This window comes from Desulfobacter vibrioformis DSM 8776 (genome assembly GCF_000745975.1).
Lineage (GTDB): Bacteria > Desulfobacterota > Desulfobacteria > Desulfobacterales > Desulfobacteraceae > Desulfobacter > Desulfobacter vibrioformis.
In genome coordinates, this window is the sequence record NZ_JQKJ01000010.1 from 70,861 (window position 1) to 89,719 (window position 18,859).

The window sequence follows — 18,859 nt, forward strand, 5'->3', positions numbered from 1 at the left end:
GTCATGTTAAAAACAAACAAAGATAAAGTAGTTGAAATGTTTCTGGCCTGCACCCCCGGCATGCCCCGGGCTGGGGCCGGCTGGAAAGTGGACCATAAGGGAAATCCCTTTCTTCTGCCCGGCATCGGCGGCATCACCCTCAATGTCCAGGCCGGGGATCCGGCATTTGGCCTTGCCGGCGATCATATCGAACCCGGGGTTTCCTGCACGGCCAATATGGAAAAACCCAATGATTTTCCCAACAACACCCTGCAGCTTTTCTCCTGTGTGGGCAATGAGGCTAAAATCATTTCCGGGGACGCCCGGGGAGAGACCGGCGTGGTTATCGGCCACCACGGCGGCTCCGAACATGTGATTGTGGAGTTCTCCCGGAAAACCAAGGAAAAGATGAGCTATGACGACAAAATCCTGATCCGGGCCAAGGGCCAGGGACTGGCCCTGACCGACTATCCCGGAATCAAACTGTTCAACCTGGACCCGGACCTGCTGGAAAAAATGAATATTGTTGAAACCGGGGCAGGGGTGCTCCAGGTGCCGGTGACCACCATTGTACCTGCGCCCTGCATGGGATCAGGTGTTGGACGGGCCCATGTGGGGGCAGGCGATTATGATATTATGACCTCAGATCCCGAAACCGTGAAAAAATACAATCTGGATAAAATCAGGTTCGGAGATTTTGTGGCCCTGACGGACCATGACAATTCCTATGGCAGGGCCTATGTCCGGGGCGCGGTCACCATCGGCATTGTGGTGCACTCCGACTGCCTGCTGGCCGGCCATGGTCCGGGGGTCTCCACCCTTTTGACCTGTGCAGCCCCGCAGATTGAACCCCAAATTGACCCATCTGCCAATATCGCCGATCTTCTCGGGATCGGCAGTGCAGCCCCGGATACGAATGACGATTAAGCCCGTAATCCGCATATACCTGGTCTGGGGCCTGGGAACACTTGGATTCCAGGCCCTGGGCCGGATATTGCCTGAAACGGCCCGGGCCGGATTTGATTATATTATTATTGCGGGCCTGATTGCCTGCCTGGCCCGGATGACCCGGATTTATCAAACACAGGTTGAACCGGCCATCGGCACAGACACGGCCCGGCGTCTGTCCTGGATCGGCGTTTTGACGCTGATCTTTGTAATCCTCTGCCTGTGGGTGAGCCAGGCCGGTGTGAAAAGCAATATCATTACGGCGCTGTCCACGGCAACCCTGGTGCTTTTGGCCTGTGTGGCAGGCCACTGGCTGGCCATATCACTGAAGCGCCCTTCTGAATTTATTCCCATTGGCATGGCCGTGGCCCTGTCCGACATATTCAGTGTCTTTTCAGGCCCCACCCGCAACTTTGCAGAAAATCTTTCCGACTACTACCGGGAAGGCATGACAGGACCGGTGCCCCTGGTGGATTTTTTCCTGGTCAAAATGCCCATGCCCGGCACTGATTATTTTATGCCCGTATTCGGCATCACCGACTGGATCGTGGTGGCCTTGCTGTCTGCAGGTGCCCTTCGGTTCAGCATGGACGACAATGTATTCAGCCTTGCCGGATCAAAACAGGTGCCAAATAAATCCCGGGCATTTTTCCCCGTGGCAGGCATTGGTCTGATGCTCTCCATTGTGGCGGCAAGAGCCATGGACTTATACCTGCCGGCCCTGCCTTTTATCGTCATTGTTTTTCTAAGCGCCATGGCAGCAAAATATCCCGCAGTCCGAAAACTTGGGTCAGAGGAGATCCGGGCCATGATTTTTGTGGGTCTCCTGATGGGTGTGCTCACTGCCCTGTTTGCCTTCATGAAGAATGGCATCAGACCTGATTGAATTTCCGCTGAAATATACCACCCACATTATAGCACGCGGTGTCCCCCCAATTTATAACCCGGTCCTGTCCCTGCCTGAATGTTGCCCGGCGCAATATAAAAAAATTATTTATTGCAAACAATTTATGATATAAAAGTACCGTAACCATTCTGGTATGTGATTCAGGAAAATAAACGTCTTAGGTGCCCGGAAAAATCAGTTCTCCATTTATTTGCCTTTTGGTCCGTATTCTTCGTTGCGGCCCAGGGCATTCCGAGTCTCCCAGGCTCACAACGTATTTTCACCGCATGAGTAAAAGGAGTTTTTATGGATCAAAACAAATTTGGCAGTAAAGATCACCTGAAGCTATCTAGTACGTCAGCGCAATTCTATAGGCTTGAGAACCTGGAAAAACAAGGCATAGGACACATCAGCCGCCTGCCGTTTTCAATTAAAATATTATTGGAGCAGGCCCTGCGCAACCTGGACCACTTCCAGGTGAATGAAGATGATATCGTTGCTCTGGCAAATTGGCAGCCTAAACAAAAATCTGAAAAAGAGATCCCTTTTAAGCCGACCCGGGTCATTCTGCAAGACTTGACAGGCGTTCCCGCTTTAGTTGATTTAGCTGCCCTGCGAACATCCATGAGCCAATTAGGGGGCAATCCTGCTGTCATCAACCCCAAAATACCAGTGGATCTGATTATTGATCACTCCATTCAAGTTGACTCCTTTGGCATGCCAGACTCTCTCCAGATCAACATGGAAAAGGAATTTGAACGTAACCGGGAAAGATATGAATTTTTAAAATGGGGACAAAAAAACTTTAAAAATATGAAGATCTTCCCCCCCGGCGTGGGCATTGTCCACCAGGTGAACCTGGAGTCCCTGGCCAATGTCGTGCAAATGAGAGAGAATATCTGTTTTTCCGATACCGTGGTTGGCACCGACTCCCACACGCCAATGGTGAACAGTTTAGGCGTGTTAGGCTGGGGTGTTGGTGGGATTGAAGCGGAATCCGTCATGCTGGGACAACCCATTTATATGCAAATCCCCCAGGTTGTAGGATTCAAGCTGACCGGGAAAATGAGTCCCGGAACCACAGCCACAGATCTGGTTTTCAGAATTGTACAAATCTTAAGACAAGTGGGTGTGGTGGAAAAATTTGTTGAGTTTTATGGTGACGGGCTTTCAGGGCTTAGTCTTGCGGACCGGGCCACGATCTCCAACATGGCCCCCGAATATGGCGCAACCATGGGGTTCTTCCCCACAGATACCGAGACGTTGCGCTATTTAAAAGGTACCGGCAGAAGTCCTGAAGTCATTGAAAGAGTCGAGCATTACTGCAAAGCCCAAGGTCTCTTCCGAACGGACGGAATGTCCGCACCTGAGTTTTCAGATGACATTGAGCTGGACCTCTCAACGGTTGAGCCTTCCCTGGCAGGCCCCAAACGTCCCCAGGACCGAATCGGATTATCGGATATGAAACATGCCTGGGCAAAATCCTTAACAGCACCGGTCAGCCAACGGGGATACGAGCTAAAAGAGAACGAGCTGTCTGCCCAGGCAGAAATCCGCCTTCCTGAGTCCGAAAAGCCTTTTGTCCTGGCACACGGCTCTGTTGTACTGGCTGCCATTACCTCCTGTACCAATACCAGCAATCCATCTGTCATGATCGCTGCCGGATTACTCGCCAGGAAAGCGGTTGAAAAGGGGCTGAAAACAAAACCCTGGGTCAAAACATCCCTGGCACCGGGATCAAGGGTTGTTACGGATTACCTGCACCAGGCAAAACTTGACAGCTTTTTAGAACAACTGGGATTTTTTACGGTGGGATATGGCTGCACAAGCTGTATTGGCAATTCCGGCCCCCTGCCGGAACCGGTTAGCGACGCTGTAATAGACAAAGACCTGGTCGTTGCCTCTGTTCTCTCCGGAAACCGCAATTTTGAAGGCAGAGTCAATCCGCTCACAAAAGCCAATTATCTGGCAAGCCCTCCCCTTGTTGTTGCGTATGCCATAACAGGAACCGTTAATATCAATCTCTTGGAAGATCCCCTGGGAACAGACCCAAATGGGCACCCGGTCTACTTGAAAGATATTTGGCCGGACCCAAGCGAAATCGCCGAGATTACCGCTCTAATCACGCCTGAAATGTATCTGAAACGGTATAGCAATTTTGAAACGCTCTCCCCGCTTTGGAACGAAATTCCAACCAAGGGCGATGAAGTTTATGCCTGGGACCAATCCTCAACGTATATCAGAAATCCGCCCTTTTTCCTGAATATGAGCAAGGCGCTGAAACCGATCCGTGATATCGTTGACGCGAAGGTGCTGGTTAAGGTAGGAGACTCGGTTACCACCGACCATATTTCACCTGCCGGAGCCATCTCAAAAAACAGCCCTGCTGCGGCTTATTTGCTTGAACATGAAATCCAACAGGCGGATTTCAATTCATATGGCTCCCGGCGGGGAAATGACCAGGTGATGGTCAGAGGCACCTTTGCCAACATCAGATTAAGGAACCAGCTTGCACCTGGGACAGAAGGGGGTATTACCACCTATCTTCCCACCGGCGAACAGATGTCGATTTTCGACGCTTCCGAAAAATATAAGGCTTCCGGAACACCTTTAATTGTTTTAGCCGGCAGGGAATACGGCACAGGATCTTCGCGGGACTGGGCAGCCAAGGGGACTTATCTTTTAGGTGTCAAAGCGGTTATTGCCACCAGCTACGAAAGGATTCACAGATCCAATCTGCTGGGCATGGGCGTTTTACCCCTGCAGTTTAAAGACAGTAACTCTCCGGATTCCCTGAACCTGACCGGGAAGGAATCCTATTCCATTTTGGGACTGAGTGATGAAATCAAACCCGGCCAGGAGTTGACACTGAAAGTGGATGACCGGGAAATTGCTGTTGTGCTTCGATTGGATACGCCTGTGGAAATTGAGTACTACCAAAATGGAGGGATTCTGCATACCGTGTTAAGAAACTTCATTAAAGACGTGGGTTGATTTTAAGAAGGGGGCATCCACGCCCCTTAGCATGTTGCCTCAATAATTGTACTTTCCTTTGTCCGGCGACTGAACCCACCCGGCTACAGGCGCAGCAGATTGTGCCTGTAGCCGCCTTCCATAGACAACAATCCCACGGCCAAGTTGCTGCCAGCTGAAAGCAGTATATAAATTTTGCAACACCTGGTCATTCCCACTGCCTAGCAGGGCCTTTTTCAAACTCCATCCGCCGGCCATGGACGTCTCTTCCTTTGACATCGTCGCCGATATAATTGTCGCCCATCAGGGGAATACCATCTGCAGCCATAACCATCCTCTACTTTTCTGCTCATTAAGGACTCGTTCGCCGTTAGAAAAACAATCTATTGACACAATATATTTAATCTGAAAAATCTTTACAGTTATCAAAAAGATTGGTACGGCTCATATCTTAGAATATTAATGGCAATGAGAGGAAGATTAGTATGAAAATTGAGTCGATACGGCTAAAAAATTTTAAAGCTTTTCGAAATGCAGAATTAAAGGATTTGCCGAATTTCTGTGTTTTAGTGGGTGCAAATGGCACTGGCAAGAGCTCAATTTTTAGCATATTTGGTTTTCTTCGTGATGCCCTTACTACAAATGTAACTACTGCGTTAATGAAATTAGGCGGTAGCCGTGGATTTCAGGAAGTACGTAGCAGAAATACTAAAGGCCCTATTGAAATAGAGCTTAAGTTTCGTCAACAACCAGATAGCCCTTTGACCACATATTTTTTGCAAATTAGAGAAGAAAACGGGAAAGGGGTCGTTGAGCGTGAAATTTTAAAGTATAGACGGGGTAGCAGTGGACAGCCTTGGCACTTCCTCGACTTTACAAGAGGAAAAGGTACTGCTGTTACTAACGAGTTAGACTCTGTCACCGATGTAAAAGATCTAAATAGGGAAGAACAAACTTTAAAGGCATCCGACATTTTGGCCGTTAAAGGGTTAGCTCAATTTGCAAGATTTCCTGCTGTTATGACACTTGGCAATCTCATTGAGAATTGGCATGTCTCTGATTTTCACATTAATAAAGCTCGACCGGAGCAAGATGCTGGATATGCGGAGCACTTATCGAGTGAAGGTGAAAATTTATCTTTAGTAATTCAATACCTACATAATCATCATCCAGAGATTTTCGAAAAAATTCTAACGCTTTTAAAACGAAGAGTTCCTGGAATTACAAATGTAAAATCAAAAACAACAGAAGAAGGGCGGGTGCTTCTTAAATTTCAAGATGGTAAATTTGAAGATCCATTTCTTGCTCGTTATGTTTCTGATGGGACCATAAAAATGTTGGCCTATTTAACACTTTTGTATGACCCTGAGCCTCATCCTCTTTTATGTGTTGAAGAACCGGAAAATCAGCTTTATCCAAAATTGTTATGGGAACTTGCTGAAGAATTTCGTGCGTATGCTAATCGCGGTGGACAAGTTTTCGTGTCAACACATTCTCCTGATTTTCTAAATTCAACGAGAATAGAAGAGGTTTTTTGGCTTGTTAAAAAAGAGGGATATTCTGAAATTCGACGAGCTGCAGATGATGAACAAATAGTTTCGTTTATGGCAGCTGGCGATCAGATGGGGTATCTTTGGGATCAAGGCTTTTTAGAGGGAGCAGATCCGGAATGAGGACCATAGTTTTTTTTCTCGAAGAGCCTTCCGCCAAAGAAATGCTTCAAGGAGTTATTCACCGTATTTTACCGGATGAGATTCTCGTCCGGTATGTTGTTTTTCAAGGGAAACAAGATTTAGAAAAAAATCTTAAAATAAAACTGCGTGCATGGACATTGCCTAATTGCAGTTTCGTTATCATGCGAGATCAAGATTCAGGTGATTGCAAAGTAATCAAAGAAACGTTAGCCAATATTTGTGAGAAAGCTGGCAAAAAAGGAGTTCTGATCAGAATTGCTTGTCATGAATTGGAAAGCTTCTATTTAGGGGACTTAGCCGCGGTAGAAAAGGGTCTTGATTTAAAAGGCATTGAAAAAAGACAACAACAACGAAAATTCAGAGACCCGGATCTGCTGGCTAACCCTTCAGAAGAAATGTTTAAGCTTACCAATAATATTTATGATAAAGTTTCTGGTTCTCGTGCAATTGCTCCCTATTTAGCGATAGAATCCAATTTCTCTAAAAGTTTTAATACGCTGATTTCTGGAATTAAAAATTTAATTTAGCTCAAAATTATGACGGTAATTGAGGAAAATAAAACCCTACAATCTGTCTATAAATCCTGTTTTTTTATGAAAATGTTCGGTCAGTATATGTTCAATGTCATAAACTTAAGCATTGAGTATTTTATTTCACCATGAAGGACCTGAAGAGCATGAAGAATATATGCCGGGAAATCAATCTTCATGTCATTCATGCGCTTCATGGTTTTAATTCGGAAGCATCTTAACTTTATGACATTGAGTATTGATCTCGTCATTTTTACTAAAATTGATGGCGTCGTAAAAAGCCTTCCGCCTACTGCGTTATGGCGTCTGACCAGACGCTCGACATACGATACCCCAACGTTGGGGTCAACAGTAACCAACTTGCCAAAAAAGAGAACATAAATGGACAAACTTACAGCCTGTTTGCTGATTGCCGGCGGTATTATCTTTATGCTTCTGGGAATAAGAAAATTCCGGAGCAACAAAAAGCTGCTCAGTGATTTTTATATCGGAGATACATTTAATAGCGCCTTGATGGTGTACCATCACATTCTGCTTTATATCTTTTTATCCGGCTATATCCTTGTACTGATATCTTTCATCTTAGATCAATTCCTGTCATCTGAATTCATCATCAGCGGGATTTTTTTTCTGGGCGCTGTATTTGTATTTCTCGAAAATAAACTGCATCACAATGCCATATCTGCCATGAAGGCCAATTTAGATGAGACCCTTCGCATCAGCAGCGCCCTTGAAAATGAAAGGGAACAGCTGATTTCATTAAATAAACAACTGCTTGAGACAGAGAACGTCACCATATTCGCGCTAGCGTATCAGGCCGAAATCCGTGATAAAGTCACAGGCAACCATATCCTGCGCACCGCACAATATGTCAAACTGCTTGTTGAAGATCTCATGAAAAACAGTAAATACCGCAACTACATTTCTGTGGAATATAAAACGGAAATTGTGAAGTCTGCGCCGCTCCACGACATCGGAAAAGTCGGCATTCCCGACAGGATACTTCAAAAGGAAGGCCCGTTTACCCGGGATGAATTTGAGATCATGAAACAGCACTGCCTTTTAGGGGCACAGATCATCAGAAAGGCCAATGAACGGCTTAATTTTAAATCCTTTTTAACCATTGCCGAACAGATGACATTGTCACATCATGAAAAGTGGGATGGTTCCGGATATCCCAACGGCCTGAAGGGAGAAGAGATTCCCCTGTCAGGTAGAATCATGGCCCTAGCGGATGTATATGACGCGCTCAGGGCCAAACGGCAGTACAAGGCGTCATTTTCACACGAAAAGGCCTGCCGTATCATACGTGAAGAGAAGGGAACGCATTTTGATCCTGAAATCGTAGCGGCCTTTGAACGGGTTGAAGCGCAGTTCGAACAGATATCCATAACCATGAATAATGGGAACCATTAACCAATGCGCTGGTGATAAAAAGCGGCCTCCCTGATGGACAGAATCTTCTTGACACCCAGCCGCCCTTTATACTAAAGGAGCATCTAACCAATGTCCAGAAGGGCATACAAAACAAAAGCAGTTTCTAAGAAACTAGAGACAAGATACAGGAAACAAGAGGGCGAAGCGCCTGGGGCGCCCATTTTAGCCCCGCATTGTCGGTGTCTTTAGTTTCATTACTCGGTGTGGGCTTGCGGCCCATGTGGGTGATATACAATAAACAGTAACGGCCACGAAGGCTTTGCAGAAAACCCTTTTTTGCAAATTCTTTGTGGCCGTTTTTTATTTGAACCGTATTTCATGAATTGCGAGAACACGGAAAAATTGCATAAATCCATACTTGGCCCCGGGGCCCTGATCCTCGCACTGGCCGCCGCAGGGCTGTGCTGCATCCAGGCAGGCACCTGCCAGGTGCCGTTTTCCATGGTGGTCAAAACCATTTTATCCCACCTGGTCCACTGGCCTGACCCGGCCACCATCCCGGCCCTGAATCACACCATTATCTGGGATATCCGGCTTCCCAGAACTCTTCTTGCCATGGCCGCGGGCGTGTGCCTCTCTGTTTCCGGCGTGGTGTTCCAGGGCTGTTTCCGGAACCCGCTGGTGGAACCCTATGTGCTGGGCGCCTCTTCGGGTGCGGCCTTTGGTGCGGCCCTGGGCATTGTGTTTCCGATATTTTTCCTCTCTGTTCAGATCATGGCCTTTATATTTTCGGCCCTGGCCGTGGCCATGGCGTACACCCTGGCCAGAACCGGGCCGGACACCCCGGTGGTCACCCTGGTCCTTTCCGGCATTATCACAGGCTCCGTGTTTGCCGCTCTGGTGGGCCTGCTGAAATACCTGGCCCAGGACACGGCCCTCCGGGAAATTGTGTTCTGGCTCATGGGCGGATTCTACTATGCCGGATGGCAGGAGGTAAGGATACTGTTTGCGGTGGCAGCCCTGGGGCTTGGCATCATCCGGATCTCGGGCTGGAAACTCAATGTCCTGTCCATGGGAGAGGAAGAGGCCAAAAGCCTTGGCATCAACCCGGGCACAACCCAGTTCATACTCATCAGCCTTGCCACCCTGATGACGGCTGCCGCAGTCTCGGCCACAGGAATCATTGCCTGGGTGGGCCTGATGATTCCCCATGCGGCCCGGCTGATGACAGGCCCGGACCATCGTCGGGTGGTGCCGGTATCCGCCGTCCTGGGCGCCATCTACCTGATTGTCTGCGACACCCTGGCACGGACACTAACGACTGCTGAAATTCCCATCGGCATCATCACTTCCCTGGTGGGTGCCCCTTATCTGTTTTACCTGGTCAGAACCCGGGGGGGCCAGATCGTTGGAAGATAATATGCTCACGGTAAACGATCTGACATTTTCATACGGCAGACAGCGAGTACTCAAAAATATCAGTTTTCAAATCAGAAAAGGGGAATTATGCGCCCTGTTCGGTCCAAATGGCACGGGCAAAACCACCCTGTTCAAGTGCTGCCTGAAATTTCTGGTCCCGGACAGCGGAACGGTGCGGATCAACGGCAAAGATATCCGCAGGCTGCCCCCCAGACAGATGGCCCGGCTGGTGGCCTATGTGCCCCAGGCCCACCATTGTGCCTTTCCCTTTACGGTCAGCCAGATGGTCCTCATGGGCCGGACCCCGCATTTGAACCGCTTTTTTACCCCGGGAGCCAAAGATCGCAAGGTGGCAGACCAGGCCATGCAGACCCTGGGCATCAGCCATCTTTCAGACACGGCCTACAACCGGCTTTCCGGGGGCCAGCAGCAGATGGTACTCATTGCCAGGGCCATTGCCCAGCAGACCGGGCTGATTTTTCTGGATGAACCGGCCGCGGCCCTGGATTTTAAAAACCAGATCACTCTGTGGCAGACACTTCAGGCCATAGCTGAACAGGGGACAGCCATCCTGGCCTGCACCCATGACCCTAACCATGTGTCCTGGTTCTGCCATTCCACGGTGGTTTTGGACAGGTCCGGACTTCTTGCCAAAGGCCCCCCCGGCCAGGTCATGACCCAGGAGATGATGGACCGCATCTATGGGGATGCCTGCCGGGTCTGGAATATAAACGGACTTAAAATCATGGTTCCCGGAACAATGGACACAGGAACAACGAATATTGTTGCATTCCCCGGGAACCGGAAAGGGATACATCATAAATGAGATATATGGAAATCGACTGGAACAAGGCCTGGGCCGAAGAGACCGAGTTGTGGAATCAATCCGCAGGCAAACCGTGCCAGGGATTTTGGGAAGATAAAAATTCTGCTGAAGTATTTGCCCAAAAGGATATCCGGCAGCATAAAAAGCGGTTGGAAAAAACCCTGTCTTTATTGGAACTGACCCCGGACATGCGGGTGCTGGACATTGGGGCAGGCCCAGGGAACCTGGCCATTCCCATGGCAAAAAAAACGGCATGGGTCACCACAGTGGAGCCCTCGCCCGGCATGAATGCGGTGCTGGATGACCAGATCGCGGAGAACCGGATCACCAACATCACCACCATCCGGGCCGCCTGGGAGGAGGTGGACATCACGCTTTTGACCCCGCCCTACGATCTTGTGGTGGCCTCCCTCTCCCTTGGCATGCCCGATCTTAAAGGTACCATTGAAAAAATGAACCAGGTGTGCTCAGGTCAGGTGGCCCTGTTCTGGCACGCCGGAATCCCGGAGTGGGAGGATATGCCACGGGCATTATGGCCGGACATCTTTGCAATGCCCTACCATGGCGGTCCCAAGTCAGATATCATTTTTCAGCTCCTGTACAGGATGGGGATCTATCCTGACGTAAAGGTATTTTCCAACGATTTCTGCGAAATATTTGAATCCATGGATTCAGCCGTATCCTTCTATGCCCGGCGCTTCCAAATCCTGTCACCGGAACACCAGCCCATTGTGGAAGCTTATTTAAAGGAACACTGCAAAAAGGACGACCGGGGACTGGTCCATGAATTCAACCACATTATCATGAAATTGTCCTGGCAGCTTGGTGATTCCGGCTGTTCCAGCACCCAGGGAGAAAAGAGATGAGATTATCCGTTAAAAATATACCAGGTATTTTTCCTTATTTTACGGCAGTCATGGTCATGGTATCGCTATCATTCGTTAACCCGTCCCGGGCTGTGGAAAAAAATACCTTCACCATCATTGATTTTGAAGACAGGCAGGTTGAAATCCCGGCACAGATCCGCCGGGTGGTCACCATCAGTGACGGCATGATCGCAGGTGTCATGACCTGCCTGGGACAGGCGGAAAAAATCGTAGGGATTGGATCTCCCTGCCTGCCCAAGACCTGGGCGTATGAGATTCCTTCCCGCACCGGTGCGGCCCATGAATACAGGGAAGGCATGAACCCGGTGTTTTTTCTCAACCCGTTTTTAGCTGACCTGCCCCTGGTCAGCCAGTTTGGTTCAGGCATCAATTTCGAAGCCATTGCCAAACTGACCCCGGACCTGATCATTGTCCGCACAGGGTCCTGTTCCCTGTGTGCCTCAAAGGATATCCTGGCCAAAAACATCCGGCTTCTGGCATCCCTGGGCGCGCCCCTGGTGGTGCTCCACGGCCCCAACACCTTTGACCGGCCGGACATTGGCAGTTTAAGCCGGGAAATCGAACTGTTAGGTGCGGTTTTCCAGAAACAGAAACGGGCAAAGGAGGTGGCGGATTTTCTCCTGGCCTCGGTGAACGAGATCAAAGCCCGGACAGCAGATATCCCGCCGGACAAGCAGAAACGGGTGCTCATGCTTGGTCTTTCCCCCACGGCCCGGGAAAACGGCGGTGCCGGACACGTCAAGGGAGAGAAAACCGTCCAGACCTATCTTCTCAACGAATTTGCCCATGCCCAAAACGCGTTTTCCGGCACAGGGGCCTGGAATATTCTCAATGCCGAACAGATCATTGGCCTGGACCCGGACCTCATTGTCCTGGTCACGGCCTGGGGATATCATCCGCCCGAAGAACTGTATGACGCCCCATACTACAAAAACCTGCGTCACTTGCGGGCCGTGGAAAACAAGGCGGTCACCGCACTTCCCTGGACCCCCTGCAATTGCGAAAAACGGCTGGAATACCCCATTGACGTCATGGTCATGGCCAGGGCCGCATATCCGGAACGGTTCACGGACATTGATCTTTGCGACTGGCTTCACCAGTTTTACATGACCGTTTACGGGGTAAGCCGGGATACGGCCACCCGGCTTATATCCTGCCAGTGGATGGACTGGGCCTGCAAAGGAGATAACCAATGAGCGCATTAAATGAACAGCGAAAACAATTTTTTAACCAGCGGGCCCGGGGCTGGCTGGACAATCACTATAAAAACCCGGACACGGACCGGCATGACCTGTATGCAGACCGGATCCGGACGATTGTCTCCTTTCTTGCCCTTGGCCCGGACAGCCGGGTTCTGGATGCAGGTTGCGGTTCCGGGGTCCTGGTGCCCTATCTTCTTGGGCACCTCTCTTCCGGGGGCCGGTTGATAGAGATGGATTTTTCCGGCCAGATGATCCTGGAAAACCAAAAACGTCACACAGATGAACGGATCAGTTTTATCTGCTGTGATGCCGCACAAATGGAATTTGAACCACAAAGCCTGGATGCCGTGATCTGCTTTGCTGCCTTTCCCCATTTCAGCGATCCCGAACAGGTGCTTACGCGGATGTCAAAAAGCCTGAGACCCGGAGGACGCCTGGTGATCGGCCACCTGATGTCATCGTCCCAACTGGCTGAGCACCACCATTCCCATACACCGGTGTGCCAGGACCGGCTGCCGGAAAAAGAGATCCTGTTCCAATGGATCACCGGCAGCGGATTCAGCATTGAGACCTTTAAAGACGAACCCGGCCTTTACCTTCTGGCCGCAGTCAAAATTTGAACAGCTATTTCAAAAGGAGATAGAGAATCATGACCCATCGTTATCCCCGTTATTTTCTGATTTGTTTTCTGTTTTTCTTCCTGGCCGTGCCACCGCTCCAGTCCATGGCCGGCGAAACCGGTGACGGCGCTGCCACGGGCGCCACCGTCCTTGAAGAGATCACCATCACCGACCGCCCCATTATCCAGGGCAACCAGACCGACATTTACGGCAGCACAAAAACGGTGATCACCCAGGAACAAATCAATGACCTCAATGCCCAGGATCTTGAAACGGCCCTGAGAATGACGCCCGGCGTGAGCATGTCCAGGTTCAATCCCATCGGCTCATTCAGTGGGGCTGACGGCGGCGGGGTATTTATCCGGGGCATGGGCTCCAGCCGTCCGGGTGCTGAAATCAAAACCATGGTGGACGGGGTGCCCATGTTCATGAGTGTATGGAACCATCCCCTGCTGGACCTGATGTCCATTGACTCTTCCCAGGCCATTGAGGTGTATAAAAGCCCCCAGCCCCAGTATTTCGGCAATGCCGTCGGGCTGATCAACATCGTTCCCAAGCGGATAACCGAACCGGGGTTTTTTACCTCTGCCGAAGCGGCTGTGGGCAGTTATGGCACCCACATCGCCAAAACCGAGCACGGGGGCAATGTCAATGGCTGGGACTATTATCTTGGCGGGGGCCTGCGGGAATCCCACGGCCACCGGGACCATGCCGACGGTGAACTGAAAAATATCTATGGCCGTATTGGACGCCAGTTGTCCGACAACTGGGATTTAAACATTTTCGCCATGGCCAATGACAACTGGGCCAATGATCCGGGGGTTGAGGGGGCTGATCCGTCCAAACGTCTGGGCCGCTATGAAACCCGGGCCTGGATGGGTACGGCCACCCTGTCCCATGAATACGAAAACGCCAAAGGTGAAATCAAACTGTACCAGAGCACCGGAGAAGGCGACTGGCTGGATGAACCGTATTTACCTGGTGTCACAGATAACCTGTATAATGACTTTCTTTTCTACGGCGCCAGGATCAAGGAAACCCTGACATTCGGAAGCGGCATGTCGCTTCTGGCCGGTGCAGACTGGGACTATACTGAAGGAGATTGCTACTGGGAATACAGTGACGGCAGGCCCGATAAGGTATGGGACGGGAATGACTTTGATATTCTGTCCCCCTATACGGCGTTCAGCTGGCAGATCGGTGTGGGCAATGGTGTAACCATCACCCCGTCATTGGGGGCACGGTTCTACTCCCACAGCCAATACGCAGATGAATGGGCGCCTCATGCCGGACTGACAGCTTCCTTTGGACGCTTTGATGCCCATGTGGGATATTCCCGGGGTGTGGTCTACCCCGGACTGGAGGTCATACTTGTAAGCCAGGAATTAAACACCCGACTGGGAAACAGTTGGAAGGATCTGGATCCTGAAATCGTAGACCACTATGAAATCGGCATTTCCGTATCCCCAACCCGCCAGACCCTTCTGGACCTGATTCTTTTTTATGAAGACGGCAAAGACCGGTACGTGGTTGTTCCCTTTGCCGGCGGCGTTAGGCCACATTACGACAATGTGGAAGAGTTTACCATCCAGGGACTTGAAGCAACCGCCACCTGGCAACCAGCCGCCAACTTCTCTGTGTTTGCAGGCGTCACCCTTCTTGACCCGGACCCCGGGGACCTGCCCTATGCTCCTGAAGTTACCATCAGCACCGGTTTGACATTACGGTTTCTTGAACGGTTCAAGCTCAACCTGAATGCCTCCTATGTCTCATCCATGCATGTCAACGCCCAGGCCCGGAAAAAGGATACTGAAAACACCACCACAGTGGATGATTTCTTCCTTGTAAACGGGAAACTCACCTATGACCTGGATCTTAAAGGCGCAGACTATAAAATCAAACTGTTCCTGGCCGGCGAAAACCTGACGGACCAGAATTACGAGTACCAGTCCGGCTATCCCATGCCGGGCATCAACGGCATGCTGGGTATCCAGTTTGAGATGTAATTCAGGCACACACAGGATATTCAATTAAACTTCGGGCACACTGTCTTCCGGATGGTGTGCCTGTTGCATCTTCAAGGGCCGGAACAAGGCTCAGACGGATTATATATTAAAGTTACGCTTGATTTTCGCTGCCAGGGATGTTTAATCTTAAATAATCTTGATTTTCATTATTGGGCCAACCTGTTTGAATTGGCTGGAGATCATTCGGGTTTTCAGGGTAGGTGGTTAAGTGTCGGACAATGCGGAAAGCTCTTTTTGCTTTTACCCAAGGAGCAAATATCATAGAAAGCTCTCCCGGTAAATCGGGTTCGTCCAACAAAGAATTTGAAAAATTTTATCAATGGTACGAAAATTATAAATCGGATCGGAAAATGAATACTTACGTTGATAAAACCCAGGCAGGAAAGCACCTGCGGGCTGCGAATACGATGTTTCAAAAGCAAAGCAGCAGTAAATTGGCATTTCAATTTATGGATAACCGGCCGGAAACCATTGCACAAAGAAAACTTCAACAGATTTCGGACAACAGCCCTCAAGCTAAACATGCGGCTCAATTACAAGCCATGGCAGATGATTATTTTGCGCCACAGCAATCGCCCATGCAAAAAAAGGAACATCACACCGGATTACCCGAAAGCTTGAAATCCGGAATTGAACGTCTCTCTAACTATTCCATGGATGATGTAAACGTGTATTACAATTCCAGCAAACCGGCTCAACTGAATGCGCATGCGTATACAGAAGGTACGACTGTTTACCTGGCCTCTGGGCAGGAAAAGCATTTACCCCATGAAGCCTGGCATGTTGTACAGCAGAAACAGGGGCGGGTACAGCCAACCAGGAAAGTGAATGGTTCTTCCGTGAATGATGACATCAGATTGGAGCATGAAGCAGGTGAAATGGGCGCCAGGGCAATGCAGGGGAGGTTCGCGGATAGATCAGACACCAATCTTGCCAAAAAGTCCGGGGCCCCGGCAAAACCTGTGGCGCAGCGGATGATTAATCTTGCGATTGATGGCAACAATATTGTTTACACACATCAAGATGCTAAACGTCCGTCAGGTTGTCTTCCAGGAGGGAGTCAAGGGGATCATACAACGCCGTTTACTTCGTTGCAGGATCAGATTGCAAATGCGATTGAGGAAGTCACGCTTGCCGATGCCTGGACAAACCTTGCCGATACATTGGCGGTTTACAAGACGCTTCCGGGATGGGGAGAATCAAAAAGTTTTACGCGGACAACCTTTGGCAATTATGTGGAAGGTTTGATCAAGACCGGAGGCGACATAAATGCCCTTCAAAGTGCAGTCAACCAATTGCTGGCCCTCAGAAACCAAATCGCGTTGACGTCACTTCCCAAAGGCGGTCATGGAAATGCAGAAGGGAAATGGGCAGGGTCACTTCAGTACCAGGAGCGTAAGTTTCAGCTGGGACAGACGCCTGCTCTCAGCAAGACTGGCGTTATGGATTATATGTGGAAAGCCTTTGACCATGGCCGGGTCAATCAGCTTGGAGATACGAATCGCGATAAAATTATCCGGCAACACGCGATAACCATGGCAGACGCGTATCCGCAATTGAATGCATCACTAGGAATTGATGCTGCTGCGATACAAGGACATTACGCTGCCCATAACTGGCAGACATATGATCCTGGCTAAAAGATGATCTTAGCCAGACAGTGGCGTGAAGATATCAAATGCACATCACAGGCGGGTGAACCGGACAGCAAGGGCAAGGGTCTCATCTTTTTAAAGATTGGAACATGTTTAAATGATGTGCTTTCAATGATTCTTTATTGGAAGCCCTTGCTGTCCGCTACCTAAACGTAAAAAAAACAATATGACCGGGCAGATACTTAGAGAGACACTGCTTATAATTTATCCAGAAAGATTCCAATAAGGAACCCGCCCACAACGGTTCCATCTTCGTCAATAACTGGAAACGCCAAATGCTGAAGCTGGGTATTTTCAGCTTTATCGAACTTGATTGGCCCGATTTCGATGCTGTGGTCCTTGACCGTACGCGTATATTTTCCCTCATCGCCCTGCCAATAATCGTTGGGGATTCCAAAGGAGCCTACTGTCGCACCCTGATTGTCAAAAACAAAGCCTTTGGAAACTGCCATTTCCGCCTGACCCAAGGCCTGAAGTTCCTTGCCGCAGGGATTATCCAATAGCGCGGTCATGATCGGGAGCTCTTCTTCGGCTTCCATCCATTCCTTGTCGATCTTCTTGATCTCCTCCAAGGAGATATTTTTGGCATTTTGCGACTTTACCGCTTCCACAAACACCTTGTTCGTGCAAAACGGGACAAGCTTTTCCACGGCAAAGGCCTTTATTTTATCCGAACCGCCTGGATCTGCGTTGAGATCTTGGGTTACCTTGGCAATCATTTGATCTACGGCCGGATTTTCGCCCGCAACTGCAAAGGGAGCGGCAAAGAGAACACTGATAACGACTATCGCTAAAATTTTTTTCATAACGTTTCCTTTCACTTTTTTTATATATTTTTTAATAAAAAAGACCTTTTCGGTCGTTTGGAAGCCATTGGCTCCACCTGCACTTTTCTAAATAGTAATCTTAAAATTCAATCACACGTCCAGCCCCCAAGGGTCTGACCACCTTATCGCCATAAGCTTTGGTGAAATATTGAATGGCGTTGCTGCCAGTACAATGTCCCCCATAAAAGGTAAAATCATTGGTCTTAATTGTATCCGTATAGGCAACAGCCTTTGCAAGCACCTCATCATCAGCACTCTTCAGGTGAAGGCCGCCAACCACGGCAAGCAGTTTATCATTGGGAAATTCTTTATGGATCGCTTTCAGGATATTAATGTATCCTGCATGGCCGCATCCGAAGATTGCCACGATACCCCGGGGGGTCCTGATCGCTATCGTAGCGTCATCAATAATGGGGCAAGGTCCGGTGCCGTCCTCATTTTGAAATTTTCCCTGTGTCGGCACATAGCTTCCGGGTTCCCGGGGGACATCGGTAAAAAAATACATATTCTCATCCAGTTGGGATACGTCATTTCTGGGCTGGAATACAGGGTCGGCATATTTTCTGGCAAGATAGGGCATACCGCAAATCCGGACCGGGTTACCTTTTTTTACGCCATACTGTTTATGCCAGATGTAAGGATGACCGTAAACAGGTGGTTTCCCTTTGAGACGCGGATAGAATGTCAAACCGCCGGTGTGGTCATCATGACCATGACTGATGGCGATTCCAGTAAGGTTGTCCAGACTGATATTCATGAGTTTGGCATTTTGCATGAAAATATCCGTGGTGCCGGTGTCGATCAGCCAGTGGTGGCCATTGGCCAGTTCAACGAAAATAGACACGCCATGCTCAGTGACAAACCTGTCCGAAGCGGCAGAGTCATCGCACAACACGGAAAGTTTCACTTTCCCGGTGTCGCCCGCAAACCCACTACCCGCTATCACCATTGTAACCAGACAGGAAGCGACAAAAAAACATATCTTCCTAACAAAATTTTTTTTCATTTA

At 49.4% G+C, this 18,859-nt stretch carries 15 protein-coding genes; 13 read left to right on the top strand and 2 right to left on the bottom strand.

The annotated features are described in order from the left end of the window. Positions 1-3 precede the first annotated feature (3 nt). The 13 genes from Q366_RS07750 (at position 4) to Q366_RS20790 (ending at position 17,008) form a co-directional block, all read left to right on the top strand. On the top strand, positions 4-906 hold the full coding sequence (locus Q366_RS07750) for a DUF4438 domain-containing protein (protein ID WP_035237829.1): 903 nt from the start codon (positions 4-6) through the stop codon (positions 904-906). Then, complete coding sequence (locus tag Q366_RS07755) at positions 896-1,813, top strand: hypothetical protein (RefSeq protein WP_245619905.1); 918 nt, start codon at positions 896-898, stop codon at positions 1,811-1,813. Before Q366_RS07750 ends, Q366_RS07755 begins: the two co-directional genes overlap by 11 nt. A gap of 306 nt (positions 1,814-2,119) precedes the next feature. Further along, on the top strand, positions 2,120-4,807 hold the full coding sequence (gene acnA / locus Q366_RS07760) for an aconitate hydratase AcnA (RefSeq protein WP_035237830.1): 2,688 nt from the start codon (positions 2,120-2,122) through the stop codon (positions 4,805-4,807). A 464-nt stretch (positions 4,808-5,271) separates the two neighbouring features. Next, positions 5,272-6,459 carry an AAA family ATPase gene (locus Q366_RS07770; RefSeq protein ID WP_035237832.1) on the top strand — a complete coding sequence of 396 codons (1,188 nt, stop codon included), beginning with the start codon at positions 5,272-5,274 and terminating at the stop codon, positions 6,457-6,459. Continuing rightward, the gene (locus Q366_RS07775; protein ID WP_035237833.1) at positions 6,456-7,007 is read left to right on the top strand and encodes a DUF4276 family protein; all 552 of its coding nucleotides are present in this window, start codon (positions 6,456-6,458) and stop codon (positions 7,005-7,007) included. The genes Q366_RS07770 and Q366_RS07775 overlap by 4 nt, the downstream gene beginning before the upstream one ends. A 384-nt stretch (positions 7,008-7,391) precedes the next feature. After that, positions 7,392-8,426, top strand: coding sequence for an HD-GYP domain-containing protein (locus Q366_RS07780; RefSeq protein ID WP_051957895.1), 1,035 nt, complete (start codon positions 7,392-7,394; stop codon positions 8,424-8,426). Positions 8,427-8,789: 363 nt separating this feature from the next. Beyond that, complete coding sequence (locus tag Q366_RS07785; protein ID WP_035237958.1) at positions 8,790-9,806, top strand: FecCD family ABC transporter permease; 1,017 nt, start codon at positions 8,790-8,792, stop codon at positions 9,804-9,806. A 1-nt stretch (position 9,807) separates the two neighbouring features. Further along, positions 9,808-10,632 carry an ABC transporter ATP-binding protein gene (locus Q366_RS07790; RefSeq protein ID WP_035237835.1) on the top strand — a complete coding sequence of 275 codons (825 nt, stop codon included), beginning with the start codon at positions 9,808-9,810 and terminating at the stop codon, positions 10,630-10,632. Continuing rightward, positions 10,629-11,498 carry a class I SAM-dependent methyltransferase gene (locus Q366_RS07795; protein ID WP_051957896.1) on the top strand — a complete coding sequence of 290 codons (870 nt, stop codon included), beginning with the start codon at positions 10,629-10,631 and terminating at the stop codon, positions 11,496-11,498. The genes Q366_RS07790 and Q366_RS07795 overlap by 4 nt, the downstream gene beginning before the upstream one ends. Continuing rightward, positions 11,495-12,715: an ABC transporter substrate-binding protein gene (locus Q366_RS07800; RefSeq protein ID WP_035237837.1), complete on the top strand. Its 1,221-nt coding sequence runs from the start codon at positions 11,495-11,497 to the stop codon at positions 12,713-12,715. Before Q366_RS07795 ends, Q366_RS07800 begins: the two co-directional genes overlap by 4 nt. Beyond that, a complete protein-coding gene (locus Q366_RS20170) occupies positions 12,712-13,341 on the top strand; it encodes a class I SAM-dependent methyltransferase (protein ID WP_051957897.1) in 630 nt (209 codons plus the stop codon). Before Q366_RS07800 ends, Q366_RS20170 begins: the two co-directional genes overlap by 4 nt. A 29-nt stretch (positions 13,342-13,370) precedes the next feature. Then, positions 13,371-15,347, top strand: coding sequence for a TonB-dependent receptor (locus Q366_RS07810; protein ID WP_051957898.1), 1,977 nt, complete (start codon positions 13,371-13,373; stop codon positions 15,345-15,347). A gap of 239 nt (positions 15,348-15,586) precedes the next feature. Then, on the top strand, positions 15,587-17,008 hold the full coding sequence (locus Q366_RS20790; protein ID WP_211251875.1) for an eCIS core domain-containing protein: 1,422 nt from the start codon (positions 15,587-15,589) through the stop codon (positions 17,006-17,008). Between the two features lie 212 nt (positions 17,009-17,220). Here the strand turns inward: Q366_RS20790 and Q366_RS07820 are convergent, their stop codons facing one another. Beyond that, positions 17,221-17,829, bottom strand: coding sequence for a hypothetical protein (locus tag Q366_RS07820; protein ID WP_035237839.1), 609 nt, complete (start codon positions 17,827-17,829; stop codon positions 17,221-17,223). A gap of 100 nt (positions 17,830-17,929) precedes the next feature. Beyond that, positions 17,930-18,856: an MBL fold metallo-hydrolase gene (locus tag Q366_RS07825; RefSeq protein ID WP_211251876.1), complete on the bottom strand. Its 927-nt coding sequence runs from the start codon at positions 18,854-18,856 to the stop codon at positions 17,930-17,932. Positions 18,857-18,859 lie beyond the last annotated feature (3 nt).

Bases quoted from the DNA above. Each gene is read 5' to 3' on its own strand.
- Q366_RS07810 (WP_051957898.1), top strand. From the start codon at position 13,371: ATGACCCATCGTTATCCCCGTTATTTTCTGATTTGTTTTCTGTTTTTC.
- Q366_RS07790 (WP_035237835.1), top strand. From the start codon at position 9,808: ATGCTCACGGTAAACGATCTGACATTTTCATACGGCAGACAGCGAGTA.
- Q366_RS07770 (WP_035237832.1), top strand. From the start codon at position 5,272: ATGAAAATTGAGTCGATACGGCTAAAAAATTTTAAAGCTTTTCGAAAT.
- Q366_RS20170 (WP_051957897.1), top strand. From the start codon at position 12,712: ATGAGCGCATTAAATGAACAGCGAAAACAATTTTTTAACCAGCGGGCC.
- Q366_RS07750 (WP_035237829.1), top strand. From the start codon at position 4: ATGTTAAAAACAAACAAAGATAAAGTAGTTGAAATGTTTCTGGCCTGC.
- Q366_RS07800 (WP_035237837.1), top strand. From the start codon at position 11,495: ATGAGATTATCCGTTAAAAATATACCAGGTATTTTTCCTTATTTTACG.
- Q366_RS07795 (WP_051957896.1), top strand. From the start codon at position 10,629: ATGAGATATATGGAAATCGACTGGAACAAGGCCTGGGCCGAAGAGACC.
- Q366_RS07825 (WP_211251876.1), bottom strand. From the start codon at position 18,856: ATGAAAAAAAATTTTGTTAGGAAGATATGTTTTTTTGTCGCTTCCTGT.
- Q366_RS20790 (WP_211251875.1), top strand. From the start codon at position 15,587: ATGCGGAAAGCTCTTTTTGCTTTTACCCAAGGAGCAAATATCATAGAA.
- Q366_RS07780 (WP_051957895.1), top strand. From the start codon at position 7,392: ATGGACAAACTTACAGCCTGTTTGCTGATTGCCGGCGGTATTATCTTT.
- Q366_RS07775 (WP_035237833.1), top strand. From the start codon at position 6,456: ATGAGGACCATAGTTTTTTTTCTCGAAGAGCCTTCCGCCAAAGAAATG.
- acnA (WP_035237830.1), top strand. From the start codon at position 2,120: ATGGATCAAAACAAATTTGGCAGTAAAGATCACCTGAAGCTATCTAGT.
- Q366_RS07820 (WP_035237839.1), bottom strand. From the start codon at position 17,829: ATGAAAAAAATTTTAGCGATAGTCGTTATCAGTGTTCTCTTTGCCGCT.
- Q366_RS07755 (WP_245619905.1), top strand. From the start codon at position 896: ATGACGATTAAGCCCGTAATCCGCATATACCTGGTCTGGGGCCTGGGA.